The sequence below is a fragment of the Persicobacter sp. CCB-QB2 genome, from assembly GCF_001274635.1.
GTDB classification, from domain to species: domain Bacteria; phylum Bacteroidota; class Bacteroidia; order Cytophagales; family Cyclobacteriaceae; genus Persicobacter; species Persicobacter diffluens.
On the sequence record NZ_LBGV01000001.1, the window covers coordinates 1,837,173 to 1,863,604 of the forward strand.

A 26,432-nucleotide genomic window follows, 5' to 3' on the forward strand; every position below is an offset into this window, starting at 1 on the left:
CTTTTATATCATCCGGATTGAGCTGCGCTTACTTTCTCCTTTTCATATGCCTGATGGGAACAACTCAAATAATGGAATAACTCCATCACCTTTCCCGCAATGCTGCAAAACGAGGATTTAAAATTAGAATCCAGGTATGGTAAATATTATCCAACCTCATTTGAAAAAATAGGATCACTTTTGCCTATTACAAATCGGCATCTGTTCAAAAAATTAATCTACTCCCGACGGAGTTTTATTATCTGCATAAGCTGCCTCGCCTAAAACCAGAACTTATAACTGACCGAACCAAATCGGTGCCAACCAGATCCAATAAATTCCGGACTTAAAAGCACCAGCTTCCCCACAATTTGATGTCTTCGAAAACTTAGCCCCATTTCAGAATAATATTGCTGCACTATTGGTTCAACTTCTACCCTTTCAATAACGTGTGGACTCTCTTCATAATTAAAAACTAATCCCCCTTGCATGGTGGCATCATAAAAAACCGCCTTGACATCTGCCCCAAAAGTTAAATAAAAATCAAAACCCCTTCTGGGGGAGGCACCCAATGGGGCTATTTGGCTAAAATAAGGAGATCGGTGTCCAAATCTTATTCTTGCACCTACCCCTACATTATCTTGCCAGGTACCAACAGCCGTCTCTCCATGAAGGATAACATCCATTAAAGAAGAAGTCCACAAACCCTTATCTACTTCAAAGAAATAATTAATTAAAAAATCATTCCTGATCTGATTTTCCCATCCTAATGGTGGGTGCGAAGGTGTAATTTTGTGCACCAGGCCCTGAGTAATCCCACCCAATGCATACTGCCCAACCAAGCCAGTAGTAAAGGCCGTTCGAAACCTTAATTTACGTTCTGGAATAAAACCATAGGCAATTTGACTAATCGTTAATGTACTGGCATAAGGGCGATCACCACTTCGATCTATATCCAAATGGGTATCATCAGGCGTGTACATATTCTGACGAAACAAAATGCCCGACACAATTTGATTAGTATCCCTTACAAAGGGACTTAGCGGATAAATCAATGGAGAATGCTTGAAAACAGGATCGATATACGACAACGCTACCCCATTAGTGTAATACTTATCCGTAAAGAAGAAAAAATCATTTTCCAATGTTAATTGGATGGATCTTAAATTGTTGGGCACCAATTTACTTTGCGCCAACAAGTTACCAGACAGATTGTAACAAAGGACAACCCCTAATAATAGTTTAAATAATTTCATACGGTAGGTCACAAGAAATTTTACGTCCCCCAACGCTTAAATGATTTCTTGATTCCCCAAATAGATGATCAAATATCCATTAAATCACATCCAATTCCAATCCTTTGTACATCTTTATATAATTAGGTCCAAATCCATACTTTAGCCCCACTTCATCAAACAATTCGATTTTGCATCAGTATTTTTATTTATAACCCATTGAAAAACTATGCTAGCGTTAGAGATTAACCCTATTGTAAAACTTCAACCCCTGGACCATATCCATATCGGACCACTACTTGAACTTATCGACCAAAACAGGGATTTTTTACAGAAAAACCTATCCTGGTTGGAGGCCCAAACACGCCGAGAGGATGTAGCCCATTTCATTAGCCATTATCAAAAATTAATGTCCAGCAAAAGAGGGATTATGTTTGGTATTTTTCACAAGAAAATGCTGATCGGTAATATTGGACTTTTTGATATTGATCCGCACAACAAAAATGGTCAAATCTCCATCTGGATTAGTCAGGAGTATCAAAATCAAGGCATTGCTGAGAATGCCATGCAACAAGTGATTAAGTTTGCTTTCATGGACTGGAAATTAAACCGACTTGAAATTCGTTGCAAAGCCGACAATGAACCAACTGCAAAATTAGCATCAAAATTAGGATTTAACCTAGAGGGGAAATTACGCCAAAGCGAATGGTACTATGACCATTTTGAAGACCTGGTGGTTTTTGGACTTTTAGGGCATGAAGTAAGGGCTAAAAGAGCTTAAAACTTTGGATTATTCGCATGAGGCATCTAATTTAGAATCCTTACATTTTTAGAGATTCGTATGATGCTGAATATTTCATTGACACAAATGGAATACATCGTGGCGGTGGATACACATCGCCATTTTGTTACGGCTGCTGAACATTGTTTTGTAACGCAGCCCACCCTTAGTATGCAGATTAAGAAGTTGGAGGATCAATTAGGGGTAACCATTTTTGATCGTACAAAACAACCCATTATCCCAACCGATGCGGGTGCAAAAATCATTAAACAGGCTAGAATTATCCTCAATGAGGTAGAACGAATCAATGATATTCTTCAGGAATACCGTGATACCGTAGCTGGAGAATTAAAGATAGGGATTATACCTACCCTAGCCCCTTACCTTGTTCCTCGATTTATTGGAAACTTTTATAAAGCATTCCAAATGTTAAGTTGAACATTAAGGAGATGCTTACCCAGGATATTTTGAAAGCCCTAAGAAATGATTCATTGGATGTGGCCATCTTGGTAACCCCTTTGAATGAGTCAGAAGTAGAGGAAATCCCTTTATTTTATGAAGAGCTTTTCTTATATCTGAATAAAAACCAAGTCAATAAAATTCAAAACCCCATTTCCCCCGAAATTCTTAAAGGAGAAAGAATTTGGCTTCTATCTGAAGGGCATTGTTTCCGAAATCAAATGATGAACCTATGCAAAATTGGGAAGAACAATAGTCTTCCGGGTTTTGATTTTGAAAGTGGCTCCCTGGAAACGCTACGAAAAATTGTAGACACAGAAGGGGGAATGACTGTTTTACCTGAGCTGGGTACAGACCAAATTTCTGAAAGCCAGTTGAGACAAATTGGTCACGGAAAACACTACCGGGAAATCAGCCTGGTGTATACGAGGAACTTTGCAAAAAAGAAATTGATCAAAGTGTTAGAAGAAGAATTAAAGAAATCAGTTCCTTCTAGCATGCACTCCGCTGAAAACGGAGAAATTGTGGAATGGAAATAAACAAAGAAGGGAAGTTGCTCAGCAGCTTCCCTTTTTTTGATTCCAATCTTTTAGTACCAAAGAGCCTTGATAAACCCGTTTATCCGGGTATTCTTGTTCAATCCATTTTGTTAATGCAAATTTGGTACTTTCAAAGGCTAATTCACTCCAAGGAATCTCTTCGGGCTGAAACCAGTCAATTTCCAGCGTCTCCTCTCCAGCACCAAAAGCCTCCCCTTCCAACTCACTAAGGTAAATCAAATAAACCTGATTGAATTGAGGCAAATTATAAAGCGTATGAAGGTGTGAAATCTTCACCCGGGCCATGGCCTCTTCCCAAATCTCCCGTATGGCACCTTCTTCTACACTTTCCCCATTCTCCAGAAATCCGGCAGGTAAATTCCACAGCCCGTATCGAGGCTCAATCGCTCGCCTGCAGAGCATCACCCTTCCCGATTTCACCACCAAACTTCCTGCGATGATTCTGGGGTTTTGATAATGAATGGTATTACAGTCCGGACAGCACCATCGGGCCCGGCTATCTCCCTCCGGAATAACCAATTCAATTTTACTACTCCCACAGTGACTGCAATAATTCATTTAGCCAAATATTTTTTTCCAAAAACTCTTTTCTTCCCGATGATTAGTATGGGCAGCAAAATCGATCATTTGAGCCTCTGGCTCATTTTCATTTAAGAGCTGCCAAATTTTACTCCAACCTAAAAAGCCTCCAATATTTCGATCATCAATAAAGACATCTGCATCAATTTTACGACTAATCCCCTCCACTTGTTCGCCAGGATAGCTTTCATTAACCGCATAAAAGCTTATTCCTTTCTCCTCACAAAACGCAACCGCCTCCTGAAGTGGCCGCCCTTTTCTATAAGTCCAAAGAATCAATTGATGCCCCTGTTTTTGTAATTCGTTTAAAGTTTCAAAGGCAAAAATCATAGGTTTTCCAATTTCAGGATACTGATCCTCCACAATAGTTCCATCAAAGTCTACCGCGATCTTCATTTTCTTAATTTAGCTTTTTCTAGTTAACAATGGTAATTGAAATTATTGGAAAGTTCAAACATGCATAGGGAGATTCCCCGGATGAATTCAGTAATATTTATTCGTAATCCTTCCCCAAAATCAACACAAAATGAGCAAGTCCATCGTTATTTGAAATATACCTAAAATTGGCATGTTTTAATGGACTCCACCACACTTGTAATTTTCGATTTAGACAATATTCTTCCCCCGTCAAAATACATGCAACATTTTATCCCCTTTGCCTTCGGACACAAGCCTTCTTGGAGCCAGGATTTATTCTTCTTATGGAAAAAAAAATTGTATGATTTTCGACTCATTTCAGAAAATGCCTATCAGCGATCATTGATCAAGAAGTACTTTAAAGGCATAAATTTGTTTGTACTGGAAGAACAATGCAAACGGTTTTTTCTGAAAAAATCCAATTTGTTATTTCCCGAAAATATTCGAAATAAAATCAAGTTTCATCAACTCTTGGATCATCAAATCATTTTCATTTCCTCCTTGCCCAAAAATCTCCTTTATTTTTGGTGCCGGGAACAGTCAGGGCTTATCCTGGCGAATGAATTGGAAGAAAAAAATGAACTGCTGACGGGAAATCTGAAGTACAATTCTCTGGACGACACCCTTCAAATGCACTGGATAAAACAAAAAATCACTCCAGAATACTATTCCGAAGTGATTGTTTATTCAGACAAAAAAGAAAACTCGAAAGAATGGATTACTTACCGGCGCCCTTAAATTGATTTTTTTCCAAACCAATTATATTCATAAATAGTCGATAAGCTCCCGGAACTCCAGCCGGTAATTCTCGAAAGAAACTTAAAGAGGTATAAACATACACGCCCTTTCCATATGGAGCCACTAGTAGAGATGAATTTAAAGCATCCTCCCCTTCATCATGCATTGATAAAATCGGTTCATATCTCTCATCCCACTCCTGAGGAAAATACAAACCACGCTCCTGTACCCATCCATCAAAATCATCCTGACTGATCTGATTATAATTGGTCAAAACAGGGTGCTGGGGAGATAATATTTGTACATCAGCCTGCTCATTCGTCACACGAGATCTTCCCAATTTTAATGGATAGGGTGCAAAATCATCATCTTTCAGGCGGAAGGACGTATTATACTGCGTGATTACCGTACCTCCTTTTGCCACAAAATCCTTTAATAATGGAGACCATTCCGGCATATTCTCTAAAGTATTCAAAGCCCGAACTCCCAGGATGACCACATCATAGCCTGATAATACTTTGGCAGAGGGCTGCTGTGCATCCAATTCCGCCACCGGCATTCCAACCTCTTTCAAAGCCTCGGGAATTACATCCCCAGCCCCCTGAAGATAGGCCACTTTGCGATTTGGAACGGCAAGATTGATTTTCTTCACCACCACCGAAGCATTATGCATCCAAATTTGAATTGGAATATGATCATATGCTATTCTTTGCACATATTGGGTATAAGTTTGCCCATTAGACTCTTCAAAATAAAACTTCAAAGCAGAAAAATCAGCTGAATCCGGTGCCTTCACCCTCACCACAACTTCCTGAGGAATAGGCCCAATCTCTATTTCTCCTTTCGGCATAATTACTTCCCAGCCCGCGGGGGTTTGCACCCCTAAATAGCCTCTGGTCGAGACTTTGGCAGTTAGCTTAATCGATAGCGCTTTCAGCTTTTCCCCATCAAAAATAAGCTGTTCCACTGCCGGCGCAACTTCTACCTTGGGCACATTGTAAACTGGCTTTTGAATCAAACCCTTCACAGGGTCAGATGACTCAAATAACACCGACACAGGACAAGAAAATGGCGTTCCATTGATTTTCATTTGGGCTGTAGCCTTGAAAGAAGGATCTGAATCTGCCTTTCCTATATTCAGCACATCATCCACCTCAAAATTACCCAAACCATGAGAGTTTGCCAGCCAATAGGGCTGTGAAAATGGCTTATCAGCTTCTACCTGATAGCTCACCTCCTTGGTGAAAAGCTCATTTTGGAGTAAATCCTGAGGGCCACCAGCCCATAACTCCTGCCCGCTAAGAAGAATGCTTTCCAAACCAATAGCCAAATTAGAAGGATGGCTTAGTTTGATTTGTAAATTAATTTCCTCTCCGGGAAATACCTCTGAACTTGGAAACAATACTTGTGCGTAAAGCCCACTACAGTCAAAAATGAGGGATTCCACCTCTTTGATCTTTTCATCTCTCCAAAAAGAAGAGGGAAGATTTTCCAAATCTTCCTTTAAGGTCAATAAATCCGGAACAGACTTCCAGGGAGCCATGGGCTGAAATTCCTCTACCAAATTTGCGACCTTTTTGTCCAAACTTTTACCGCCCTCAAATCTTGACCAGCTTAATTCCAGTCCTGCCAGTATTTCATCAGGAGTAGCCTGCCCATCAATGGCTACCAGGTATTCCATCATTTCTCCCGGGGCTCCTTTACTGCCAAAGCCTTGACTTTTGTGCTGACTTCGGCTTAGCGCGGCATTTTCCGCAACAGACTGCCCCTGTAGAGGCAAGTATTTTCCAATATTAAGTTCAAGAACCTCAAGGGCTTCAAAATCCTTAGGGTGATCACGATAAAACCAACTCGAAGTATTCCATAACACGCGCTTTACCTGATGTGCAGCCCCCCATTCCCGAAATTGGCGGGGATCAGCCGCAGCCTCAACTCCTTCTAAAGCTAAAATCGCAGAGGCCGTATGGTGACCGTGGGTAATACCCGGGGTTGTTGGAAACCGGGTGATGATCACATCTGGTCTAAATTCCCGAATCACCTTGACCACATCCCCCAAAATCATTGCTCTATCCCAGAAGCCAAAAGTTTCATCCGGATGCTTTGAATATCCAAAATCATAAGCCCTGGAAAAAAATTGTTGCCCATGATCCACCCACGAGCGGCAATAAGTTCCTGTGTTCTGATAAGCCCAAGGCCTTCCCAAATCTCCGGACCAATAAGGTTTTGGCCTCCATCTCCCCGGGTAAGGGACAAATAGGCTGTTTCAATATGCTCCACATTATTCAAATAGGAAATCAGACGGGTATTTTCATCATCCGGATGAGCAGCCATATAAAGAACTCGAGCGGCTACAGGGAGCTTTTGCAATTGTAATTGCAATTCTGCAGCACTTTTAGTTTGTGCAAAACCAAAAAGAGAAAGGAAGCACAAGCAAAAAAATGTGATTGCCTTCGGCATGTAAATAATATTTTGAATGATTGTATAATTCTTCCAAGTTATAAAAATAATTGGCATCCAACTATCGGAAAAAAGACAAAAAAATACCCCGCAAATAATTGCAGGGTATCATTTATGCGATTAAAGCGCATTTAGAAAGGAAGGTCATCTCCAGAATCATCATTAGTGATAAATGGAGGTTCTGCTGGAGGTGGTGGTACTGCACCTGGAGCTTCCGGAGCAGCAGTCGCCGCTGCAGGGCTCAATCTCCACGCCTGCAAAGTGTTAAAATAAACGGCCTGTCCCTGTGGATTTACCCACTTACGACCTCTCAAATTGAATTCAACATTTACATCTTGTCCTACCTGGTACTTATCCAACTCCTCACAAGCATCCTGAATGAATTCGAACTTAATAAATTGAGGATATTGCGGGTTATCCGCGTACTCAATAACAAACTCACGCTTGCGGAAACGATCTGACACATTCTGGACAGCGTAAATCTCCACCAATTTTCCTTGAATATTCATGTTTTATTAAAATCTTTAATTTCTACCCAGCTTGGTCTACAAACATAATACAAAGATCAGAAGGCCACAACCAATCAATCATTTTTAAGTTTAATGATTTCTTCCTGAAGGTGCATCACCATTCTACTCAGATTCTTTAAATCAAGCTCTTCGGGGTTAGACTGGGTTTGTTGGCTTGGAAATTTCACGCTAATAAAAGCTTTGGCCTCCCAAACTTCCAAAACTTCATCAGCGGATACTTCATAAGGAGAGTATTGTTGATTATCCGAAACCAAAAACAAGGAACTTTTATCCTCCAAATAATTAAATACTCGTTTATATACCACGCCCTCTTTTGTAGTGACCACCACATAGGTTTTTCCACTGGCTATTTGGGTCAAATTATCCAAATATTTTCCTACGATGATGGTTCCTGATTCTAAGGGCAACATGGAATCGCCATTGATTTCAAAAGCCCGAAAAGTTCCGGAGCCATTTAAGTTCGGCAGGTTAAATTTCGGCAACTCGCCAATATATTCCGGATCCATATATCCATTCAAATAACCCGCAGAAGCCTTTTGAGGCACTAGCTGAATATTCTCATTCTCCTCTTTATCTACTGTAATAGCTAAAACTCGATTCCCGCGGAAGTGAGCTGATTCCCCGGCCTTCTCAGCGAGAATTTCCGCTCCATGGCCTTCAAAATCCTCCTTCACCAATTGATCCACTGAAATACCAAAATAATTAGTAATTTTGAGTAGATTCTGAATCCTAGGATCTGCTCTCCCTTCCTCATAAGCTCCAATCAAAGAACGTTTTACCTCAAGCGCGTCAGCCAGCTGCCCCTGCGTTAAATGATGAAACTTTCTTAACCACTTAATATTAGCACTAATTAAAGACATAAAATTAAAAATTTTAGGCAGACATATAAATCATAAAATCTTCCGCTTTCCGCTTTCCTCCCACACCATAAAGATGACTATGCTGAAAATAATCATCTTTACAAATAGAAAGCACGCGATGTTCAATCTCCTGAACAATTTCCTCCTGAAGCATAGCGGATTGTGCTTTTTCTTTCAGAAGATAACCATAAAGCAATTCTTTCTCTTCCTGATGAATAAGAAATTTAATTTGAAAATTGCCTGATTTTAGTTTTTTTGCATTCAAAGTCAGCGTCAAGTTAGCCTCAAGGGCTTCTTTGATCTTTTGGCTATTTATGTTCATAGTGCTACTATTTTTAGCTCTTCGATAAAACAAAAATAGGAAACCTAAAATAATTAGCCAAACAAAACAGGCTAAAAAATTTAGTCTTTTCAATTTATTACTAATTCAATTATCAATAAATAAAAATATAAGATGGCTCAAGCAGAAATCCATACCGAAAAAGGCCTAATGAAAGTATCATTTTACGATAATGATGCTCCTAACACTGTTGCGAACTTCGTTAAATTATCAAAAGAAGGTTTTTATGATGGATTAACTTTCCACCGTGTCATTCCTGATTTTGTTATTCAGGGGGGGTGCCCGCAAGGTACTGGTGTCGGCGGACCAGGTTATTCTATCGACTGTGAATTGGATGGGGACAACCAATATCACGACCGTGGAGTACTGTCTATGGCACATGCCGGACGTAATACGGGTGGCTCGCAATTTTTCATTTGCCACAGTCGCAAAAATACCTCACATTTAGATCGCAATCACACTTGCTTTGGCAAAGTGACGGAAGGCTTGGAGGTAATTGATGATATTCGTCAGGGAGACAAAATTGAGAAAATCGTGATTATCGATTAATAAAAAAAGGGTGAGCAATCACCCTTTTTTTTACGCTAATTTTTATGCATTAATTTCAGCAATAGTTTCTCTCAGCTCTCGGTAGGCCATCTCACAGCCATTTTCAAATTCCTCAATTTTACCCATTAACTTCTCCACATTTCGGGCATCCTTACCGGAGTGCTCAATATCCAGAATTAAATCCTTCATAGACTCAATCCCCATAAAGGTAATGGATGGCTTGACCTTATGTGCTACAGCTCCTACTTCAGCCCAGTTCTGATTTTTACAAGCCACTTTCAGCTGATCAATAATCTCAGGAGTTCCCTGTAAAAAAGTTTCGATCATTTCTGTCATGAAGGAGCTGTCTCCGTCGCATACAGATTTAAGATAGGTTAGGTCGGTTAATTTACTCATTGTATCTTTAAGTTAAGCGCAAATTTCATTGATTAGGATCCACTTCATCCATTTCTTTAAGGTATCGATAAATAGTGGACTTCCCGATATCTAGTTTCTCCGCTACCAACATCACATTATTGTCGTATTTCTCTAAAAAATGATTGATGATTTTATAGGTGTAGTCTTTTAATGTTAATTCTTCCGTTATAAAATGCTCTTCTTTCACGACACTATTAAAACTAATCGCCTCCGGGCCAATCTCTTCTCCTTGTGTTAAAACAGCTGCTAACTCAATGACTGACTTCAATTCCCGGATATTACCAGGGAAACGGTATTTCATTAATTTTGCTTTAGCATGCTCCGATAGGTACATTGGCTCCAACTTATTTTCGCGGACAAAATGGTCCAAAAAATGTTTGGCAATCATCAAAACATCATTATCTCGTTCACGAAGAGGTGGTAAATGCACTGGAAGACCTAGTAAACGATAATAAAGATCCTCTCTAAAAGTACCATCTTTCACCATTTGTGATAAATTTCGATGTGTTGCAACGATAATGCGAACATCTATTTTGTTTACGGAATTCCCACCAATCCGAACAACTTCCCGCTCCTGAATCACACGTAATAATTTGGCCTGTAAGTTCAAATCCATCTCCCCAATCTCATCCAAAAAAATCGACCCCCCATTTGCCTCTTCAAATTTCCCAATCCTTCTGGAAAAAGCTCCCGTAAAAGCCCCTTTCTCATGACCAAAAAGCTCACTTTCAATAAGATCCGCAGGGATTGCCGCAATATTTACCGGAACGAATGACTGAGACCGCCTGGAAGAATTAAAATGAATCGCCTTAGCCACCAGCTCTTTGCCGGTTCCGGTCTCTCCAGTGATAGAAACCGTAATATTGGTTTTTACCGCCTTCTCCAACAAAGAAAATACCCGACGAATGGCCGCTGAATTTCCGATAATGGTATTTTCAAAATCATATTTATCCGATATCTCTCTTCTTAGCGAATCTAACTCCTCCCGCATAGAAACTTTTTGCAAAGCATTCCGGACGACTGCCATCAAGCGCTCCTGGGTATCTTCATCTTTTGGAATATAATCATACGCGCCTTGTCTTAGGAGAGAAACAGCCGTTCTTACGTTTTCCTGACCGGAAATAATAATCACTGGAATATCCAAATCATGAGTTTTGATCTTCTGAAAAACCTCATCTCCGTCCATGTCAGGGAGCTTATAGTCAAGCGTTATCAGGTCCGGATTCTCATGCAGCTTCGAAAGCAAACTTTTAGCAGTTTGAAACAAATTAACGTCGTAATCCGGATTGAGAGATAAAATATGCTTCAGGAAGGCACTATAGGTCAAATCATCCTCCAGTACAAAAATTTTCATGAGCTTGTTTTCAGGCATAATTATGGGTTTGTATTAATACCTCTTACAGCACTTTTTTGTTTACTTTTGGCACCCACTATTTTCCCAAATTGGGAAATAAATCCTAAAAAAAGACAGGAAAAATCCCTCAAGAAAGTCCAATTTGAATCAAACAATTGAATTCTTTTGTATTCACCTATCCCTGAGCATAAAAAACTTTTTCAAGGATTGTTACAGATCATGGTAATGAGGTAATTTTTATTCTATTTTTGCACGAAATTTTTCTGAAATAACCCATGGAGTACGACATTATTATTGTGGGAGGTGGTATTGTAGGATTAGCCACCGCCCTTAAAATAAAGGAGCAACAAGCTGATTTAAAACTTTTAATTCTGGAAAAAGAGCCTTCACTGGCGCATCATCAAACCGGAAACAACTCAGGGGTAATCCATTCTGGCCTTTATTATAAGCCTGGAAGCCTAAAAGCCATCAACTGTCGAGAAGGTTATCAAAAACTGATCGCTTTCTGCGACCAGCACGAGATTCCATATGATCTTTGCGGGAAAATTGTAGTAGCCACCAGCGAGGAACAAGTTCCGTTGATGCATAATTTGCATGAAAGAGGAATAGCCAATGGCCTGGAAGGCATGAAAATTCTCAATGCACAGGAACTAAAGGAGTACGAGCCCAATGTGGCCGGCGTTGCGGGCATTTTTGTCCCCCAAACCGGTATTGTAGACTATAAGCAAGTTTGCTTAAAATATGCTGATATCATTACAGAAACAGGAGGTCATATACACCTGAATGAAAAGGTGACCGATATCAAAGAAAAATCAGGGAAGTGCTATGTGGAAACCGACAAACACAGTTATGCCAGTAAACTTTTAGTGAACTGCGCTGGTCTGTATTCAGATAAAATTGCAAAGATGACCCAGCCGGAGATTGATTTAAAGATTATTCCATTCCGTGGGGAATACTACAAACTGAGCGCGGAAAAAACCAATATGGTTAAAAACCTTATTTATCCAGTGCCGGACCCTAATTTCCCGTTTTTGGGCGTTCATTTCACCCGTATGATGAAAGGTGGTGTAGAAGCCGGCCCGAATGCGGTTCTGGCTTTTGGCCGGGAGAGCTATAAAAAAATGCAAATCAATCTGGGAGAGCTTTTGGAAACCTTAACTTTTAAGGGCTTTCAGGTAGTGGCTTCCAAATTTTGGAAAACCGGCATGGGGGAAATGTACCGTTCTTTCAGTAAATCAGCCTTTACCAAAGCTCTGCAGGCATTAATGCCATCTATTCAGGAAAAAGACTTGGTAGCTGGTGGCGCCGGAATCAGAGCACAGGCCTGCAAAAAAGATGGAAGTTTAGTGGATGATTTCCTCATTTATGAGACCAAGCATGTGGTAAATGTTTGTAATGCGCCTTCTCCTGCTGCTACCGCATCTCTGGCCATAGGAGAAACCATTGCAGCAAAGGTACTTCAAAAAATATAATAAAATTAAACTGAATGAGGCACGCTTAACCCGAATTATTCGCGCTTTTATCCTCGTTTAGCTGTAAGGCGGAAAAAATGAAGGAATAGTTTCCTATTTCGAGTTTTTTCCAACGAAACAGATGAATGAGGAGAAAGCAAGCTTGCCCAAATTTGGGCTATTATAACTCAAAGAAAATAAGTTTTAAAGAACTGAAAACAAGTCGCTTATGATTGATTAACAATATAGCGGTGAATAATTTGGGTTAAATCCTCATTGAACTGCAAGATTGAAAAACTCCCAATTTGGCATTTTTTCTATCGAAGCAGATAAATAAGGGGAAAGCTAGCTTTGCCAATATTGGGCTTTTAAAATTTTAGAGAACCAAATTTGGAAGGTTTGGATACAGGCAATAAAAATAGAATTATTGCCCCAGGTAGTGCATCATTCTAATTAAAAATCAGAAGGGTTGGCGACTGATTGGTCAACCTTTTTTTTTACCCTGGCCCTCACTATCCGCTCCAGCAATGCCGGAAAAAAGCGCTTAATCCAGACTCCAATACGCTGCTGCCATTTGCCCATCACAATCTCCCGCTTATTTTTATCAATGGCTTTAAGGATATCCTCGGCACACTCTTCAGGAGAGATCCCATGCGCCTGCCCTTTATCTTGTTTTGCCTGCTCATTTCCATTGCTCAGCATGGCATGAAAAGCAAATTCTGTATTGATATAAGCCGGGCACACCAATAAGACTTTTAACCAAGGGAAATTTTCAGCCCTTAAACTATCAAAAAAACCATGCAAAGCATGTTTGCTAGCAGCATAGGCGGTCCGATTAGGAATCCCAAATTTACCCTGCACGGAACTCAGCACTACAAATCTACCGGCCTCCGCAGCTTCAAAATAAGGAAGGATTAATTTGGTGAGGTAAGTATAGCTCATAAAATTAACCTGCATCACCCTTTCAAATACCCAGTACTCCAAATCCACGAAAGATGACCTTTGCCCAATACCCGCTGAAAAAATAACCGATTCAATAGATCCCTCTGCCCACCGAAATACTTCGTCGACGATATCGGGAAAAGTATCAGGTTGTTCCAGGTTTAATGGTTTTACCAATAAATCCTTTTCCACATAAACTACCTCACGCACTGCCGCCTGAAGTTTTTGGGCATCACTGGAGGATACGATAATCCTGTAATCTCTATTTAAGAATTCATATAATAAAGCTTTCCCTACTCCTGAGGAAGCCCCTATAATCCAGACGGTTTTGGAAGCCATAAAGTGCCGATTAGTCATGTATTGCAATTTTAGCTTTTTTTAAGCAAAAACTACATGAATATCTCATTTAATAAGCCTATTAATTATTACAAATTTCACAAAAAAACTACATCAAATAAAAAAACTACCGGATTTCGGTAATTTTTCTATTTTTCTTAGTAGTAAGGCATTTTCCAGCGTGGATCAATCTCCAGGGAATAAAAGGTTTGGAAAACCGTTTTGCGTGGACTTCCTTCAAATTTAAAATGATGCTTTTGATTCATTTGAGGCCCTACACTGGATTGAATGTTCAGATCAAATTCATTGACCCCTTCATTCAAAGGCACTCTGCTGTAATAAATGGTATGAGGGATGGTTTGCCAGTTCCGAGTATCTGCCTTTTCAGTCAATGCATTTAAAATCCCCACAGCGAAACCGGCATTTTCATTTTCCTGTCGCACGGCATATTCCGCAGACTTTTTGATCGCCACGCGCAACAAACTTTTACTAAACTCTAAAAGCATCCGCTCCTGTAAGGTTTTAAATGCAATTGCATTCACATCCTCCACCTTATTCAAAGGGTAAGTTTCTCCATTCCCAACTAATTGCGCTCCTTGAAAAGCCGCGGGGCGCTCCACATATTTTGGAAAGGCCACCCGTACAAACTGCAGATTGGAAAGATCATTACCCTCCTTTCCCGGAGAATAGGGGAAAGCAAAATTCATCCCCAGGTCTTGATTCGCGAAAGTAACCATACCGGCATTATTTCCAAGAGTAAAGTTTACACTCCACTCCGCTTTGACCGGCCCCAGGCCATTATTCCAGAAAAACACCAATTCCCCCTGCTGCTTTCGGTAATTTTTCGGTAACTGATAATCAATATTAAAGGCCTTCCGGTACTGGTCTGCTTCATCGGGAAAGCCGGACAAAAGCGCCGTTCGGATCAGATCTTCCTTTAATTGATAAGGAGCTTCTAAGTTAAAAAGCTTTTTATAGTCATTTTTAAAGATTTCGTAAGCATTTCTGTACGCAATAAAAGCATTGTTATAATCCCGGTCAGCATCATAACAAATGCCCATCAGCGTATGGACAAAGGCGTCTTTACGGTATTTGGTTTCGGATTTATATTTATCCGAAAGGGCATATTGACGAATATCTAATCTCCGGCATTCCACCAAAGCCTTCTCCGTATCACCCATCATCAAATAATTCAATGCTTTGTAATAGAGCAGTAATAAATGCTCATGATCCTCTCCCGGATAAGTAGTCACCATGGGATTGGAAACCATTGCTAATGCTTCCTGTCCGTAATTCTTTTTAAAATCTTCTCCGAACACATAGGCCTTTTCAAAGTAGTCATTACTTAAATCATAATTCCCCATCAAAGAATTAACCACTCCCATATTCACCAAATAAAGGAAGCGATTTCGGCCCTCCTCTCCTTTTTTATCAGAGGAAAGGGTTTTTTCAGCCTGACTGATTTTACCGGATTCAAACTCAGCATTAAACTTCTGGTTAATCTGATAATAAGTTGCGCAGGAGGTCAGGCAGAAAATAAAAAGAAGAGCAAAAAAACTGGATGATCTCATGATATCAATCGGTAGAATTTGGAAGATTCACTCGTTATAAAGAGGCTCAATCTCAAACCCAAAATTCGCTACAAACATCTGACTTTTACGCAATTAAACCCTTTAATATTTTGAATGAATAGCACAGCTATTATTGAAAATTCATCGGGAATCACTTCCAGAGATTTGAATTTGTAGTCGGATGGTGTGGCTTAAAATCCGCTCCAAAAAGATAAGGAGTAATGAATATACACTACTCCTTATCTAATAGCCATTTATAAACCACAAAATTAGTTAGTGATGTACTTTTTAATTTCCTTATCATTCAACCACACTTTCTCATTGGTTTCCAAATTAACCAATTCCAGGTTGACCTTATAATTCACCACTTTCTTTTTATTATAGGCATCTGTAATGGAAGTCATCACTCCAAACATCATATAGTCTGCACCTAACTCCTTACCCCAACCTTTTGCGGTTTCTTTAGATGCAAAATCGGACTGATCAGCACGTTCTTCGCGGATTTTCTCACGGAAAGAAGCATCCTGAACCACACGCACTCTACCAGAGTTGATAAATTCCTTCTCCATATCCTTAATAAACACTTCCGGATCAATGTGCTCGGAAGTTTTATTCTTGACGGAACCGATAATGACGACCGGTTTTTTACCCGTTGCACGTAAATGCTCCTCCACCCATGGACGTGTCATGACATCTGAAATCATCTCCTGTGCTACCATTTTGGAATCCGTATCATTCCAACGGCCACTTAAATCAATTTGCTGATCCGGCGATACGCGTGTCACCGTGCGTTTCTGACAGCCCCAAGTAATTGTCGCCACTACAGCGAAAAACAAAAATTTTCTAAGGGTAAGTTTCATGCTAAGCGATATTTAATTAAAAATTTATCTTAATTTTCATATTCCAAAACCGTGCCGACAAGGAATTAGGAATGGCATATTGACCGCCACCAGTGGCATTCACCCAGTTATAAGAAATAACATTATCAATACCAAAAGCATTAAGCAACTCTAAACCAAGCCATAAATTCAGCGGGTTTTTATACTTTTCTAAGCCTGAATTTAATTCAAAAACTTTAAAAAAACCCAAATCTACCCGATTATAAGCTTTGCCTGTCAAACTATTTCGACCTTCCAAACTTCCCGGCGGACTAAAAGGAAGTCCACTCCCATAGAAATAACGGACAAACACCCTAGCCGAAGGAATATTAGGCAGATGATCCTGAAAATACAAACCCAGACGAAACCGCTGATCCGTTGGCCGTGGCTGCCAGCCGTATTCGGGAATAAACTCTTCGGTTTTCATTACCCGAGGCTTACCCAGGATTGAGTCCCCGGAATGAATTCCCCACTTAAGAAAAGGTCTGCCCCGGCCGCGTAGGCGTCCGCCACATTCTCCCCATAATATCGGAGGCGTACATTATCTACATCATAGGGTACCATATCTGACATCCTTTTGTACCAAAGCTCCGAAACCAGCTTAAAGGGGCGGTCCCACATTTGGAACATCCGGTCAAAACCTGCCAAAAAATGCCATGATTTTTGCGCTAGTAAATCTTCATTTAATGTTCCATCCTGACGTCGCATTTCCCGATAAAAAGCAGGTTGATCATACTTTCCCACAGCAGCCCGGAGCACCCAATCAGGATTAGACGGGAGCTGATAGGCCGTTTGCAATCTGGGGTTAAAAAGTACCTCTCCGGATTGCTGATTATAAATGGCACGCAAGCCGGCCGTCAATGACCAACCACTCAGGGGCTCCCAATCATACTGCCCGTAGCCAGACAGCCAATATTTAAATATTTGATGGTGCTCATCCGCCTGATCAATCACTTCCAGTTCCTCTCCCCCATCTTCTACAATTTTATATTCCTTTACCCGATCATCAAATGCCTGTCCATTCCATTCCAGGCCAAAAGACAGCCGACGCTTTTCATCAATTTGAACTTCATGATGCGACTGCAGGCTCAATATTTCGGCATCCAAGGCATTTCGGGCATAATGAAACTCCCCACCTACGCCGATAATGGTGGCGCAATCATTGGGACCTCCTCCCCCGACGATATCACACAAACGATAATTACTCTGGACATTTATATGCTCTCGCTCAGCTGTCCCAAAGCCAGAGGCAATAAATTCGGATTTCCATTGGGTATTCCACTTTCGAATTAATCTTAGGCCGGCCTGCATGGTTTGGTAGTTCAACTCCTCCTGCCCCTGAAAGGCCACGGTAAAACTTAAAAGCTGACTAAGCGTCCCAAATTCCGTTCTTCGACTGGTGGGGATAACGGAATACTGATTTCTACCATAACCAAACAACAATTCCAGCTCGGTATATCGGTTTTGATCTGCTAAATCTTTGGATAAGCGATAATGACCAAAGGCCTGCACATCAGTGAAACGAGGCTTGTATTCTCCCTCCGTTTCCAATGTCCCCAATAGATAATCCGTTCTTTTGTGTCGGGCACCAATCATCCAACCACCTCTTTCATTAACCTTTTGCTCCAGGAACAAACTCCCCCCCAGTAATCCAACTTCGGCACTTCCGCCTGTTCGATCCGGATGGCGATAATCAATATTTAAAACGGAAGCCATCTTATCGCCATATCGGGGCTGCCAGCCTCCTGCAGAAAAAGTAACGCCCGAAACCATATCCCCATTCACGAAGCTCAAACCCTCCTGCTGACCCTGAGCCGCCAAAAAGGGACGATAAATGGGCATATTATTGACATAAACCAAATTCTCATCGAAGCTACCACCTCTTACCGAATAACTAGAAGAAAGCTCTGAATTACTACTCACCCCGGGCAGCAAAGCGATAACCTGATTAAATTCTCCGCCTACCGTAGGCATATTCACCGTTTGCTCCGGCTCAATGGTGACTACACCGGCCTGCCGACGATTATCATCCCAACGATCACCACTGATTTCCACCTCTTCCAGCTTCTTACCGCTAAGGAATAGGCGAATTAATTGATGTCCCTTCCAGTCTGACAGCGGAAGTGCATACTCCTCCGCATTTGTATTAAGGTGAAATATTTTTAGGCGTACAATTTGTAAAGAATCCGGAACCGCAATTTCAAAATTCCCCAGGGAATCTGTCTGGCTCTGGCCCTTAAAATTTTGTCCGATAACTTGCGCAAAAGAGAGGCTATAATCATACTGATCGATAATCCTTCCTTTCAAATCTATGGTTTGTCCCCATACCGAAGCCCCGGACAGGAAAAAATAAAACGCCAGTAAAAAAAAGCCAGAAAATTGAGTTTTAGAAAATTGAGGCCGAGGTCGAAAGCGCATTGGTAATGGTATAAAATGAAAAAATGACCCCAGCATTTGGCGTCATCAGGTAAGGTAAAAAAAGAGCGATTGATTATCAACCGCTCTGTCCTTTGATTTAAAGTTCGTTTAATTGTTGAATGGTAGCTTTCGGATCCTCCGACCCAAAAACGTAACTTCCTGCCACTAATACATCTACGCCAGCTTCCACTAACTTCGGCGCTGAATCTGCATTTACGCCACCGTCTACCTCTATCAACGCTTTACTGTTTTTCTTTTCAATCAGTTCTTTTAGGCGTTGTACTTTGTCATAAATCCCCGGGATCAATTTCTGACCTCCAAAACCGGGATTTACAGACATTAACAGCACCAAATCCAAATCTTCAATTACTTCTTCGAGTACTGCTACCGGCGTATGTGGATTCAGGGCCACACCCGCTTTTGCTCCAGTACTGTGAATTAACTGAATATCTCGGTGTAGGTGTCTACAAGCCTCGTAATGAACAGTGATCAAATCTGCTCCTGCTTTTCTGAAAGCCTCCACATATTTCCCAGGCTCCTCAATCATCAGGTGAACATCCTGAAAAACCTTTGCATGGCGATTAATTGCCTCACAAACCGGAATCCCGAAAGAAATATTAGGGACAAACATACCGTCCATTACATCTATGTGCACCCATTCAGCTGCACTTTCATTCACTAATTCTACGTCGCGCTGCAAATTGGCAAAATCTGCAGCCAATAAAGATGGGGATACAATCGTACTCATGCCGCAAAGATAGCTAAAAGGTTTAACCAATTCCCAATAATGACGGCAATCCGCTATGGATTAATTTACAAATACAGAAGAAATATTAATTTCTCCCAGATAGGGCTCCAAGCTGGTCGCATTTTTAAATGATTTGATATCCGTCAATAAGTTGGTCTCCGGATCATACCAAACCTCAACAAAAAATTGCCCCACATAATAGAGGTTAATTTTTTGTTTTTCCTCGTCCCGATAAGCGATCAAACGACCAAACTCCTTCGTGTATTGATATTTGACCTTAAATGATAATTGATTGAAATAATATAAGAGCATCATAGTCAGCATATTATAAATACTGTGCCAACTTTTTATCATGTACGTTTCAAGCCCAAAACGCACTTTTTGACCGAACATTCTCCTGCTTTTTTCCCATTATCATACATCGATTCCTAATTCGGGAAAGAAATGGAAACTAATTTTTCGATATGAATGTAAAAATTTGTAGTTTAAGTAAAAACAAAACCATTATGACCCAAAACTTAACTGAACTATTCGAAAAGGCGGTAGTAGCCTCTAAGGCATTAACTGAACGCCCCTCCAATGAAGACCTTCTATCCCTTTATGCGCATTTCAAACAAGCCAAAGAAGGAGATAACGTAGAAAGAAAGCCGGCCATGTTTGACTTTAAGGCCATTGCCAAGCACCAGGCATGGGAAAAATTAAAAGGCATGTCCAAGGAAGATGCCATGCTGAATTACATTGAACTGGTAAAAAAACTACAGGACTAAAGGCGTTAAGCACTTAAAATAGGCACTGGTTGATTGAGCCGGAATATTCCTGCTTATATCCTCGATTAGCTGCGAGGTGGGAAAAATGAAAGAATAGTCCTCTATTTCGTTTTTTTCCAAGAAAACAGACGGAGGAGGAGAAAGCAGGCTTGTCCAAATTTGAGATAGTAATACATCAATAAACACAATCTTATTGAGCTAAAATTAAGCCACAGAAGGCGAGTCAATAAATTTAGTGTGAGTATTAGGGCAAAGAATAAAATCGCAGGACAACTGAACTACTAAGTGATTCTCGGTAGTTTTTTTTATTTTTACGCCAGAATAAACCTTTATTTATTTTGGCGCTATTTTACCAACCCGGACTAAGAGACGGTGCTCTATATTTAGAGCCCGATGAGTCCAAACACTGTATTAAAGTACTTCGAAAAAAAGCCGGTGATCCCATCGATATTACGGATGGCCTTGGCACCCTTTATAAAGCAGAAATTACGGAACCCAACCATAAAAAAGTGGGTATTAGGATCCTGAGTCAGGAAAACATTGCATTCCTGAATGGCTTCCATATCCATTTAATTGTGGCTCCCACCAAGAACCTGGACCGCATTGAATGGTTAGTGGAAAAAGCGACTGAAATTGGGGTTCACCGCATTAGTTTCGTTATTTGCAAGCATTCTGAAAGAAGGATCTTAAAGACTGACCGACTGATAAAGAAAGCTATTTCTGCTATGAAACAGTCGAAAAAAGCACTTTTACCACAAATTGATGAAGCGCTTTCTTTTAAAGATTGGATGACGCAAGAAATTGACGAAAATGCACAAAAATTCATTGCGTATGTGGACAGCGCGAACCCTAATCACCTAAAAGATTTAATCCAACCTAAGCAATCTTATCAGATGTTTATTGGGCCGGAGGGTGATTTTGACCCGGAGGAAATCACTATGGCGCAAGCCGGTGGATTCCAAAAAGTTTCCTTAGGACCAAGTGTATTAAGAACAGAAACAGCCGCCTTAGCAGCAACCCTCACTTTGAATTTATACAACCAATAGAGCAGAGGTAATCTATTAAGGCTGTGACGAGCCAAAAAATAGTCAGGTATTTTATGCTATACCTGACTATTTCTGAATAGCGATTATAAATGTTCTAAATGAGAGCGATCGTCAAATCGTACAATCTTAGGGCCTTTATCCGACTCCCAATCAATTTCATATAAGGACAGGTTGGAATGAGAAAACTGATCCATTCCTATTAAGGTATCATTCACCCACCAACCTAAAAGAATCCGCATCGCTCTGCCATGCATGGCCACCAGCACACATTCTTCCTCCTGAGCTAAAATATGATCAATCGCCACTTTTTGGCGCTCCACCACTTCCTGTAAGCTCTCGCCTCCCTCATATTTTTGAGACAGGTCCCCATCAGCCCAGGCTTGCAATAAAGCCTGATAGCGGGCCTTATTTTCTGGAGTAGGACTTTTGCCTTCTACCACGCCCCAGGAAATCTCATTCAGCCCGGGCAATTCCTGAGGCACAAATCCGGCCTCCTCAAAATGCAGCACCGTCTCCTTGGTGCGCTTAAGGGCAGATGTATAAACTTTTTCAAATGGAAAATCTTTATACTTCTCATAAAACGCACTGGCCTGCGCCCTTCCCAGATCATTCAGTGAGGAATCCACCCCACTGCCCTGAACGATTCCTTTTTTATTCAGATCTGTTTGCCCATGACGAATGATGTATAGTTTCTTCCTTTTCATTTTTTCCCTATTTTTGCGTTTGCATCCATTAAAAAAATGGCACATGGCTTACAAAATGGCCAAAATCCTTAAATAAACCCAAATATATGCTCAACATTCACCAAAATTTGGAAGAATTGAATGCCCGGAACAAGGGAACCCTTATGGAAACATTATCCATACGATACACCGACATTGGGGAGGATTATCTATGTGCCAGCATGCCGGTGGGGCCATTTAACCACCAACCTGCCGGTTTATTACATGGAGGCGCAGCAGTGGCATTGGCCGAAACCTTAGGCTCCATGGCGGCCACCCTTTGCATTAACACCAAAACTCACCATTGTGTGGGACTGGACATCAATGCCAATCATATCAGATCCGTGAGAGCGGGCATGGTATTTGGGAAAGCCAAAGCCATACACATCGGACGTTCGACACATGTTTGGGAGATCAAAATCCAGGATGAAGAGGAAAGACTTTTAAGTATTCACCGCCTGACTGTAGCAGTGATTGAAAAAAAATGAAGCCGGTGTTAAACGAAGCGTTGATTTAATATGAATACCCCCCTTACGCAAGCTAAAATCCAAATTGAAAAAGCAATTGTCACTTTTGAAAATGTGATCAAAATAGCCCTGAAAAAAGGTTATGGTGTGGCCTGTTACCGCCTGCCGCACCAAGACCGCTTCAAGCTGATGATTGACACCCGTGAAGAAACCCACACTTGTGGCGAGGCCATTGAAAATTTACCTTCAGGATTCATTTTTAATCCTTTCGAAAACAAAAACGCCAAAGCCGCCTACTATCTTCAGGCACATTTAGAAATGGTTTTAGGGGATGAGGAAGTTAAGGCCAATCAGGCAGAATATTACCCCCTAAGAGACGAAATAAACCAACAATTATCCACGGACAACCTTCCCTCGGACTGGCAGTATCATCAACTTGCCGGAAATGAAAAGTCCACCATGGGAAACCGGGAAGATTTCATTCAATTAGTAGAAAAGGGCATCCAGCAAATTCAGGATGGTAAAATGGAAAAATTTGTCCCCTCCAAATGCAAAAAAATGGCTTTGGAGCACTTCCAACTAATGGACACCCTTTGGAAGCTATCCTGTAAATACCCCAATGCTTTTGTCTCTTTTGTGAGCATGTCAGAAACCGGCAGCTGGTTGGGAGCTACTCCTGAAATATTAATCCATATGGATCGGGAGAAAATTTTCCATACCGTTGCACTTGCCGGTACTCAGGCCTATGAGGAAAATATGGACCTCAAAGATGTGGCCTGGAAACAAAAAGAAATTGAGGAACAGGCATTGGTAAGTCGTTATATCATTGGCATTTTAAAAAAATTACGCATACGGGAATTTATTGAAAATGGCCCTAAGACGGCTCGTGCAGGTAATTTAATTCACCTGAAAACGACTTTCGAAATTGATACCAAGGCCATCAACTTTCCGGACTTAGGAGGCGTAATGATTGATCTGCTCCATCCCACTTCTGCTGTTTGTGGTATGCCTCTGAAAGAAAGTGAGCAATTTTTACTGGCAGAAGAAAAACATGATCGTGCTTTTTTCTCCGGTTATCTGGGTCCCATCAATACGGATGGCGAATCCTACGCTTTTGTGAATTTAAGGTGCATGCAATTATTAAAAAATGAAGCCATTTTTTATGCCGGAGCAGGTGCTACCATTGATTCCAATCCGGAAAAAGAATGGCAGGAAACGGAGATGAAGTGCAATACCTTACTTTCAGTACTGAAATAAAAACATGACCGCATCCCCCATTTCCAAACTTGCCCATGAAAATGCGCCACTGGAAGCCTGGCTGCATACCCAGGCATTCTGTCCCTTGCCCTGGTTGCATTTGCATGTTTTTACTGATGGAAAAGTTACGCCCTGCTGCAGCAACTTCCTTCATTTTGGAAGGGTGAAAGAACAATCCGCCGAAGCGATATTTCAGGGAAAACCTGCCAATAGATTTCGGAAAAAACTTTTGGCAGACGAGCAGGAGAAAAGGTGCCAGTCCTGCTATAAAATGGAGGCCGCTCAGGGCGATAGTTTAAGAACAGAAGCCATCAAGCGATATTTCGAAGTATTCAGAGAGAAAATCCTTCATACTAATCCCGAAGGAAAAATTAAGCTCAAGCCGGAGTCCTGGGACCTCCGATTTTCCAATCAATGCAATCTGCGCTGCAGAAGTTGTTTCCATGGCAACAGCTCAAAATGGTATGAAGAAGCTAAAAGCCTGAACCGAACCGCCTCTGACAAAAAATTGATCCATGCCTTTGAGGAAAAATCCTGGAAAGACTTCACTCATGGAAGCCTTCAAACGGCGCGTGACTTTTATTTTGCGGGTGGAGAACCTATTTTAATTCCGGAACATTGGGAAATTCTGGACTTCCTCCTTGCGCAGCAAAAAACAGACACCCTATTACGTTACAACACCAACCTTTCCACCATTACTTTTAAGGGCAAAGATATTATTGAGTATTGGAAAAAATTCCCCCGACTGGAAATAGGCATTAGCATAGATGCCGTTGGAAAAGCCGGAGAATACATCCGGAAAGATTTACGGTGGTCACTATTCGAAAAAAACATCCAGCGATTAATTTTGGAAGTACCAAATGCCAAAATTAAATGGGAGCCTACCATCAGCCTGATGAACATCCATTCCTGGGGGAAAGACCATCGATATTTGATCGAACATTTCAATATTTCTCCGGATGCGATCAAACTGAACATCCTTCACCGACCTGAAATATTTTCCATTCAGGCCCTAACTTCCTGTGAGAAAGAGCAAGTTCATCAAAAAATCGAAAAATTATTAAGTGATCTGCCCTTTAGCAAAACCACTCAAGATGCCTACCGAGCGCTATTGAGCTTCATGCATGCCGAATCTAAAACCGCGCTTATTCCGGCATTTTTTCAGGAACTCGAAAGGATGGACCGCATGCGTCAGGAAAATTGGCAAGAAAGCCTACCGCAACTTCTCCCACTTTTCAAAGCCTACGAAAAGGAAAAGCAGGTTTAAGCCAAAGGCTGCAAAAATGAATAAGGCGCTTAGCTCCGGCTGACTATTCGCTATAAACTTTCCAATACCGGCCACCACACCCCAAATACCATGGCCAGATGTACAAACAGCGGTTTCCCCCGGTATCCCATCAGGCCTAAAGCCATGGGTAAAATAAAAGCACCTGAATAAATGGATAATCCTAATAACAAAGAACCGATCACGGATTGCATTTTCCAGGCCAGCCCGAAGCTTAATATGGCCAGAACCACCATCCAGATTCTACTTTGCTTCACCGGTAGCGCCACTTTCGGCTTGATCACCTGCCCTAAAATTAAGGCGGCGGATAGCAAAGTAGTATCTGCAGAAGAAATCACTGCAGAAAGAAGAGCCAGAATCATCAGGATACCCAAAAAACCCGGCAGATGGTTTTGAACCACACCGACAAAGGCATGAAAAACATCTACCGCATCCGGATAAATCGTCATGGCTTTCATCCCCAAATAAGGCACCAGAAAAGCCAATGGAAGAATGACTACCACCGAAATCAGCACTGCCCTTTTCGCCGAAAATTCATCTTTAGCGCAAAAGATACGAGAGTAAATATCTGGGCCAACCAAAAAAGTGGAGGCATAAGTTAACAATAATAAAAGTAGATCAACCGGCTGAAAATTTACTTCAAAAGGAAAATGGTCCGTCAATTTTGGCAGGGGAACCGCTCCCTCAACGCTCATTAAAAAATAACCGGTCAAATACAAAGCCACCAAAATAATGATCGATTGCCAGAAATCCGTCTTGATCACCGACCACTGCCCACCCAAAATGGTGTAAACCGTGATGACCAGCGTGCTGCCATACATCGTGTGAAGCACAGGCCAATCCATCCAGGCGGAAAGGATTTTCGCCGCACCCATAATTTGAGCTGCAATAATTCCCATCCAGGCCAAGCCGATCATCATGCCTGCAATACGGCCGGCGGTATCTCCATAAAAATCGGCTAGCAGTTGCGGCAAGGTGAATTTCCCTAATCGTTTCACTCTTCCGGCCAAGGGGGATAATGCCGCCAGGCCAATTACTCCACAAAGCAACAGCCAGGCCGCAGCCCAGGACTGCTTCTGACTCAACTCCATAGTGCCGATTATGGCAGAGCTACCCAGTACTGTCGCAATCAGACTCCCACTGACCTTCCAGGCACTCCCCTGCTCACCTGCAACATAAAAATCACTTTCATTTTTAATTTTTCGGGAAGAAAGCCAGCCAATCACCATTAAAAGGAGTATATATAACCCCAGGACCAAAACCTGCATCATCTAGAAATTAATTGGATT

30 protein-coding genes are annotated in these 26,432 nt (G+C 41.3%); 11 read left to right on the forward strand and 19 right to left on the reverse strand.

Annotated elements, in window-relative coordinates; translation table 11 throughout:
• Positions 1 to 260: 260 nt before the first annotated feature.
• Positions 261 to 1,235, reverse strand: coding sequence for a lipid A deacylase LpxR family protein (locus NG22_RS08280; RefSeq protein WP_157600935.1), 975 nt, complete (start codon positions 1,233 to 1,235; stop codon positions 261 to 263).
• A 208-nt stretch (positions 1,236 to 1,443) separates the two neighbouring features.
• Here NG22_RS08280 and NG22_RS08285 point away from each other — a divergent pair, with 208 nt between their 5' ends.
• Genes NG22_RS08285 through NG22_RS18120 form a run of 3 tightly spaced genes read left to right on the forward strand, consistent with a single transcriptional unit; the run spans position 1,444 to position 2,993 of the window.
• The gene (locus tag NG22_RS08285) at positions 1,444 to 1,995 is read left to right on the forward strand and encodes a GNAT family N-acetyltransferase (RefSeq protein ID WP_053405315.1); all 552 of its coding nucleotides are present in this window, start codon (positions 1,444 to 1,446) and stop codon (positions 1,993 to 1,995) included.
• Between the two features lie 60 nt (positions 1,996 to 2,055).
• On the forward strand, positions 2,056 to 2,433 hold the full coding sequence (locus tag NG22_RS18115; protein ID WP_253275660.1) for a LysR family transcriptional regulator: 378 nt from the start codon (positions 2,056 to 2,058) through the stop codon (positions 2,431 to 2,433).
• Positions 2,430 to 2,993, forward strand: a complete 564-nt coding sequence (locus NG22_RS18120; protein ID WP_253275661.1) for a LysR substrate-binding domain-containing protein — start codon at positions 2,430 to 2,432, stop codon at positions 2,991 to 2,993. The genes NG22_RS18115 and NG22_RS18120 overlap by 4 nt, the downstream gene beginning before the upstream one ends.
• Before the next feature lie 18 nt (positions 2,994 to 3,011).
• Here the strand turns inward: NG22_RS18120 and NG22_RS08295 are convergent, their stop codons facing one another.
• Positions 3,012 to 3,572, reverse strand: coding sequence for an NUDIX hydrolase (locus NG22_RS08295; protein WP_053405316.1), 561 nt, complete (start codon positions 3,570 to 3,572; stop codon positions 3,012 to 3,014).
• The gene (locus NG22_RS08300; protein ID WP_053405317.1) at positions 3,573 to 3,989 is read right to left on the reverse strand and encodes a BT0820 family HAD-type phosphatase; all 417 of its coding nucleotides are present in this window, start codon (positions 3,987 to 3,989) and stop codon (positions 3,573 to 3,575) included. It lies immediately after the preceding gene.
• Between the two features lie 240 nt (positions 3,990 to 4,229).
• Between NG22_RS08300 and NG22_RS08305 the strand changes: the two genes are divergently transcribed.
• Positions 4,230 to 4,748 (forward strand): haloacid dehalogenase-like hydrolase, encoded by a 519-nt coding sequence (locus NG22_RS08305; protein WP_053405318.1) that lies wholly within the window; start codon positions 4,230 to 4,232, stop codon positions 4,746 to 4,748.
• On the opposite strand, the gene NG22_RS08310 is transcribed toward NG22_RS08305, so the two are convergent.
• The 5 genes from NG22_RS08310 to NG22_RS08330 all read right to left on the reverse strand — a co-directional run bounded on the left by NG22_RS08310 (position 4,729) and on the right by NG22_RS08330 (position 8,917).
• The gene (locus tag NG22_RS08310) at positions 4,729 to 6,810 is read right to left on the reverse strand and encodes a hypothetical protein (protein WP_053405319.1); all 2,082 of its coding nucleotides are present in this window, start codon (positions 6,808 to 6,810) and stop codon (positions 4,729 to 4,731) included. The genes NG22_RS08305 and NG22_RS08310 overlap by 20 nt on opposite strands.
• Positions 6,807 to 7,205 carry a PIG-L family deacetylase gene (locus NG22_RS17600; RefSeq protein ID WP_172674352.1) on the reverse strand — a complete coding sequence of 133 codons (399 nt, stop codon included), beginning with the start codon at positions 7,203 to 7,205 and terminating at the stop codon, positions 6,807 to 6,809. The genes NG22_RS08310 and NG22_RS17600 overlap by 4 nt, the downstream gene beginning before the upstream one ends.
• Positions 7,206 to 7,336: 131 nt before the next feature.
• Positions 7,337 to 7,714, reverse strand: a complete 378-nt coding sequence (locus NG22_RS08320; protein ID WP_053405321.1) for a DUF3127 domain-containing protein — start codon at positions 7,712 to 7,714, stop codon at positions 7,337 to 7,339.
• 74 nt (positions 7,715 to 7,788) lie between these two features.
• A complete protein-coding gene (locus tag NG22_RS08325) occupies positions 7,789 to 8,595 on the reverse strand; it encodes a LexA family transcriptional regulator (protein WP_053405322.1) in 807 nt (268 codons plus the stop codon).
• 13 nt (positions 8,596 to 8,608) lie between these two features.
• Positions 8,609 to 8,917, reverse strand: coding sequence for a hypothetical protein (locus tag NG22_RS08330; protein WP_053405323.1), 309 nt, complete (start codon positions 8,915 to 8,917; stop codon positions 8,609 to 8,611).
• Positions 8,918 to 9,049: 132 nt separating this feature from the next.
• Between NG22_RS08330 and NG22_RS08335 the strand changes: the two genes are divergently transcribed.
• Positions 9,050 to 9,484 (forward strand): peptidylprolyl isomerase, encoded by a 435-nt coding sequence (locus NG22_RS08335; RefSeq protein ID WP_053405324.1) that lies wholly within the window; start codon positions 9,050 to 9,052, stop codon positions 9,482 to 9,484.
• Between the two features lie 42 nt (positions 9,485 to 9,526).
• Here NG22_RS08335 and NG22_RS08340 read toward each other — a convergent pair whose 3' ends face one another.
• Both NG22_RS08340 and NG22_RS08345 read right to left on the reverse strand, forming a co-directional pair.
• Positions 9,527 to 9,880 (reverse strand): Hpt domain-containing protein, encoded by a 354-nt coding sequence (locus NG22_RS08340; protein ID WP_053405325.1) that lies wholly within the window; start codon positions 9,878 to 9,880, stop codon positions 9,527 to 9,529.
• Between the two features lie 25 nt (positions 9,881 to 9,905).
• Positions 9,906 to 11,255: a sigma-54 dependent transcriptional regulator gene (locus NG22_RS08345; RefSeq protein WP_253275662.1), complete on the reverse strand. Its 1,350-nt coding sequence runs from the start codon at positions 11,253 to 11,255 to the stop codon at positions 9,906 to 9,908.
• A gap of 275 nt (positions 11,256 to 11,530) precedes the next feature.
• On the opposite strand from NG22_RS08345, the gene lhgO reads away from it, so the two are divergent.
• Positions 11,531 to 12,727, forward strand: coding sequence for an L-2-hydroxyglutarate oxidase (gene lhgO, locus NG22_RS08350; RefSeq protein WP_053405327.1), 1,197 nt, complete (start codon positions 11,531 to 11,533; stop codon positions 12,725 to 12,727).
• 432 nt (positions 12,728 to 13,159) lie between these two features.
• Here the strand turns inward: lhgO and NG22_RS08355 are convergent, their stop codons facing one another.
• From NG22_RS08355 to NG22_RS08385, 7 genes are all read right to left on the reverse strand, one after another.
• On the reverse strand, positions 13,160 to 14,005 hold the full coding sequence (locus NG22_RS08355; RefSeq protein ID WP_053405328.1) for an SDR family NAD(P)-dependent oxidoreductase: 846 nt from the start codon (positions 14,003 to 14,005) through the stop codon (positions 13,160 to 13,162).
• Between the two features lie 137 nt (positions 14,006 to 14,142).
• Positions 14,143 to 15,555 carry a COG3014 family protein gene (locus NG22_RS08360; RefSeq protein WP_053405329.1) on the reverse strand — a complete coding sequence of 471 codons (1,413 nt, stop codon included), beginning with the start codon at positions 15,553 to 15,555 and terminating at the stop codon, positions 14,143 to 14,145.
• Between the two features lie 269 nt (positions 15,556 to 15,824).
• Positions 15,825 to 16,415, reverse strand: a complete 591-nt coding sequence (gene lpoB, locus NG22_RS08365; protein WP_053405330.1) for a penicillin-binding protein activator LpoB — start codon at positions 16,413 to 16,415, stop codon at positions 15,825 to 15,827.
• A 16-nt stretch (positions 16,416 to 16,431) separates the two neighbouring features.
• Positions 16,432 to 16,860 carry a hypothetical protein gene (locus tag NG22_RS17605; RefSeq protein WP_053405331.1) on the reverse strand — a complete coding sequence of 143 codons (429 nt, stop codon included), beginning with the start codon at positions 16,858 to 16,860 and terminating at the stop codon, positions 16,432 to 16,434.
• A complete protein-coding gene (locus NG22_RS08375; protein ID WP_172674353.1) occupies positions 16,860 to 18,740 on the reverse strand; it encodes a TonB-dependent siderophore receptor in 1,881 nt (626 codons plus the stop codon). The genes NG22_RS17605 and NG22_RS08375 overlap by 1 nt, the downstream gene beginning before the upstream one ends.
• Before the next feature lie 208 nt (positions 18,741 to 18,948).
• The gene (gene rpe, locus NG22_RS08380) at positions 18,949 to 19,599 is read right to left on the reverse strand and encodes a ribulose-phosphate 3-epimerase (RefSeq protein WP_053405333.1); all 651 of its coding nucleotides are present in this window, start codon (positions 19,597 to 19,599) and stop codon (positions 18,949 to 18,951) included.
• A gap of 60 nt (positions 19,600 to 19,659) precedes the next feature.
• Positions 19,660 to 19,914: a hypothetical protein gene (locus tag NG22_RS08385; protein WP_157600936.1), complete on the reverse strand. Its 255-nt coding sequence runs from the start codon at positions 19,912 to 19,914 to the stop codon at positions 19,660 to 19,662.
• A 191-nt stretch (positions 19,915 to 20,105) separates the two neighbouring features.
• Between NG22_RS08385 and NG22_RS08390 the strand changes: the two genes are divergently transcribed.
• Positions 20,106 to 20,366 carry an acyl-CoA-binding protein gene (locus NG22_RS08390; RefSeq protein ID WP_053406909.1) on the forward strand — a complete coding sequence of 87 codons (261 nt, stop codon included), beginning with the start codon at positions 20,106 to 20,108 and terminating at the stop codon, positions 20,364 to 20,366.
• A gap of 338 nt (positions 20,367 to 20,704) precedes the next feature.
• Entirely contained in the window at positions 20,705 to 21,412 is a 708-nt protein-coding gene (locus tag NG22_RS08395) for a 16S rRNA (uracil(1498)-N(3))-methyltransferase (protein ID WP_053405335.1), read from the forward strand.
• An 83-nt stretch (positions 21,413 to 21,495) separates the two neighbouring features.
• Here the strand turns inward: NG22_RS08395 and NG22_RS08400 are convergent, their stop codons facing one another.
• Entirely contained in the window at positions 21,496 to 22,116 is a 621-nt protein-coding gene (locus NG22_RS08400; protein WP_053405336.1) for a histidine phosphatase family protein, read from the reverse strand.
• A gap of 86 nt (positions 22,117 to 22,202) precedes the next feature.
• Here NG22_RS08400 and NG22_RS08405 point away from each other — a divergent pair, with 86 nt between their 5' ends.
• From NG22_RS08405 to NG22_RS08415, 3 genes are read left to right on the forward strand one after another with little or no spacing between them, the layout of a single operon-like run.
• Positions 22,203 to 22,622, forward strand: coding sequence for a hotdog fold thioesterase (locus NG22_RS08405; protein WP_053405337.1), 420 nt, complete (start codon positions 22,203 to 22,205; stop codon positions 22,620 to 22,622).
• 30 nt (positions 22,623 to 22,652) lie between these two features.
• Complete coding sequence (locus NG22_RS08410; RefSeq protein ID WP_053405338.1) at positions 22,653 to 23,858, forward strand: chorismate-binding protein; 1,206 nt, start codon at positions 22,653 to 22,655, stop codon at positions 23,856 to 23,858.
• 4 nt (positions 23,859 to 23,862) lie between these two features.
• Entirely contained in the window at positions 23,863 to 25,125 is a 1,263-nt protein-coding gene (locus tag NG22_RS08415; protein ID WP_053405339.1) for a twitch domain-containing radical SAM protein, read from the forward strand.
• A 50-nt stretch (positions 25,126 to 25,175) separates the two neighbouring features.
• Here the strand turns inward: NG22_RS08415 and NG22_RS08420 are convergent, their stop codons facing one another.
• The gene (locus tag NG22_RS08420) at positions 25,176 to 26,414 is read right to left on the reverse strand and encodes a sodium:solute symporter (protein WP_053405340.1); all 1,239 of its coding nucleotides are present in this window, start codon (positions 26,412 to 26,414) and stop codon (positions 25,176 to 25,178) included.
• Positions 26,415 to 26,432 lie beyond the last annotated feature (18 nt).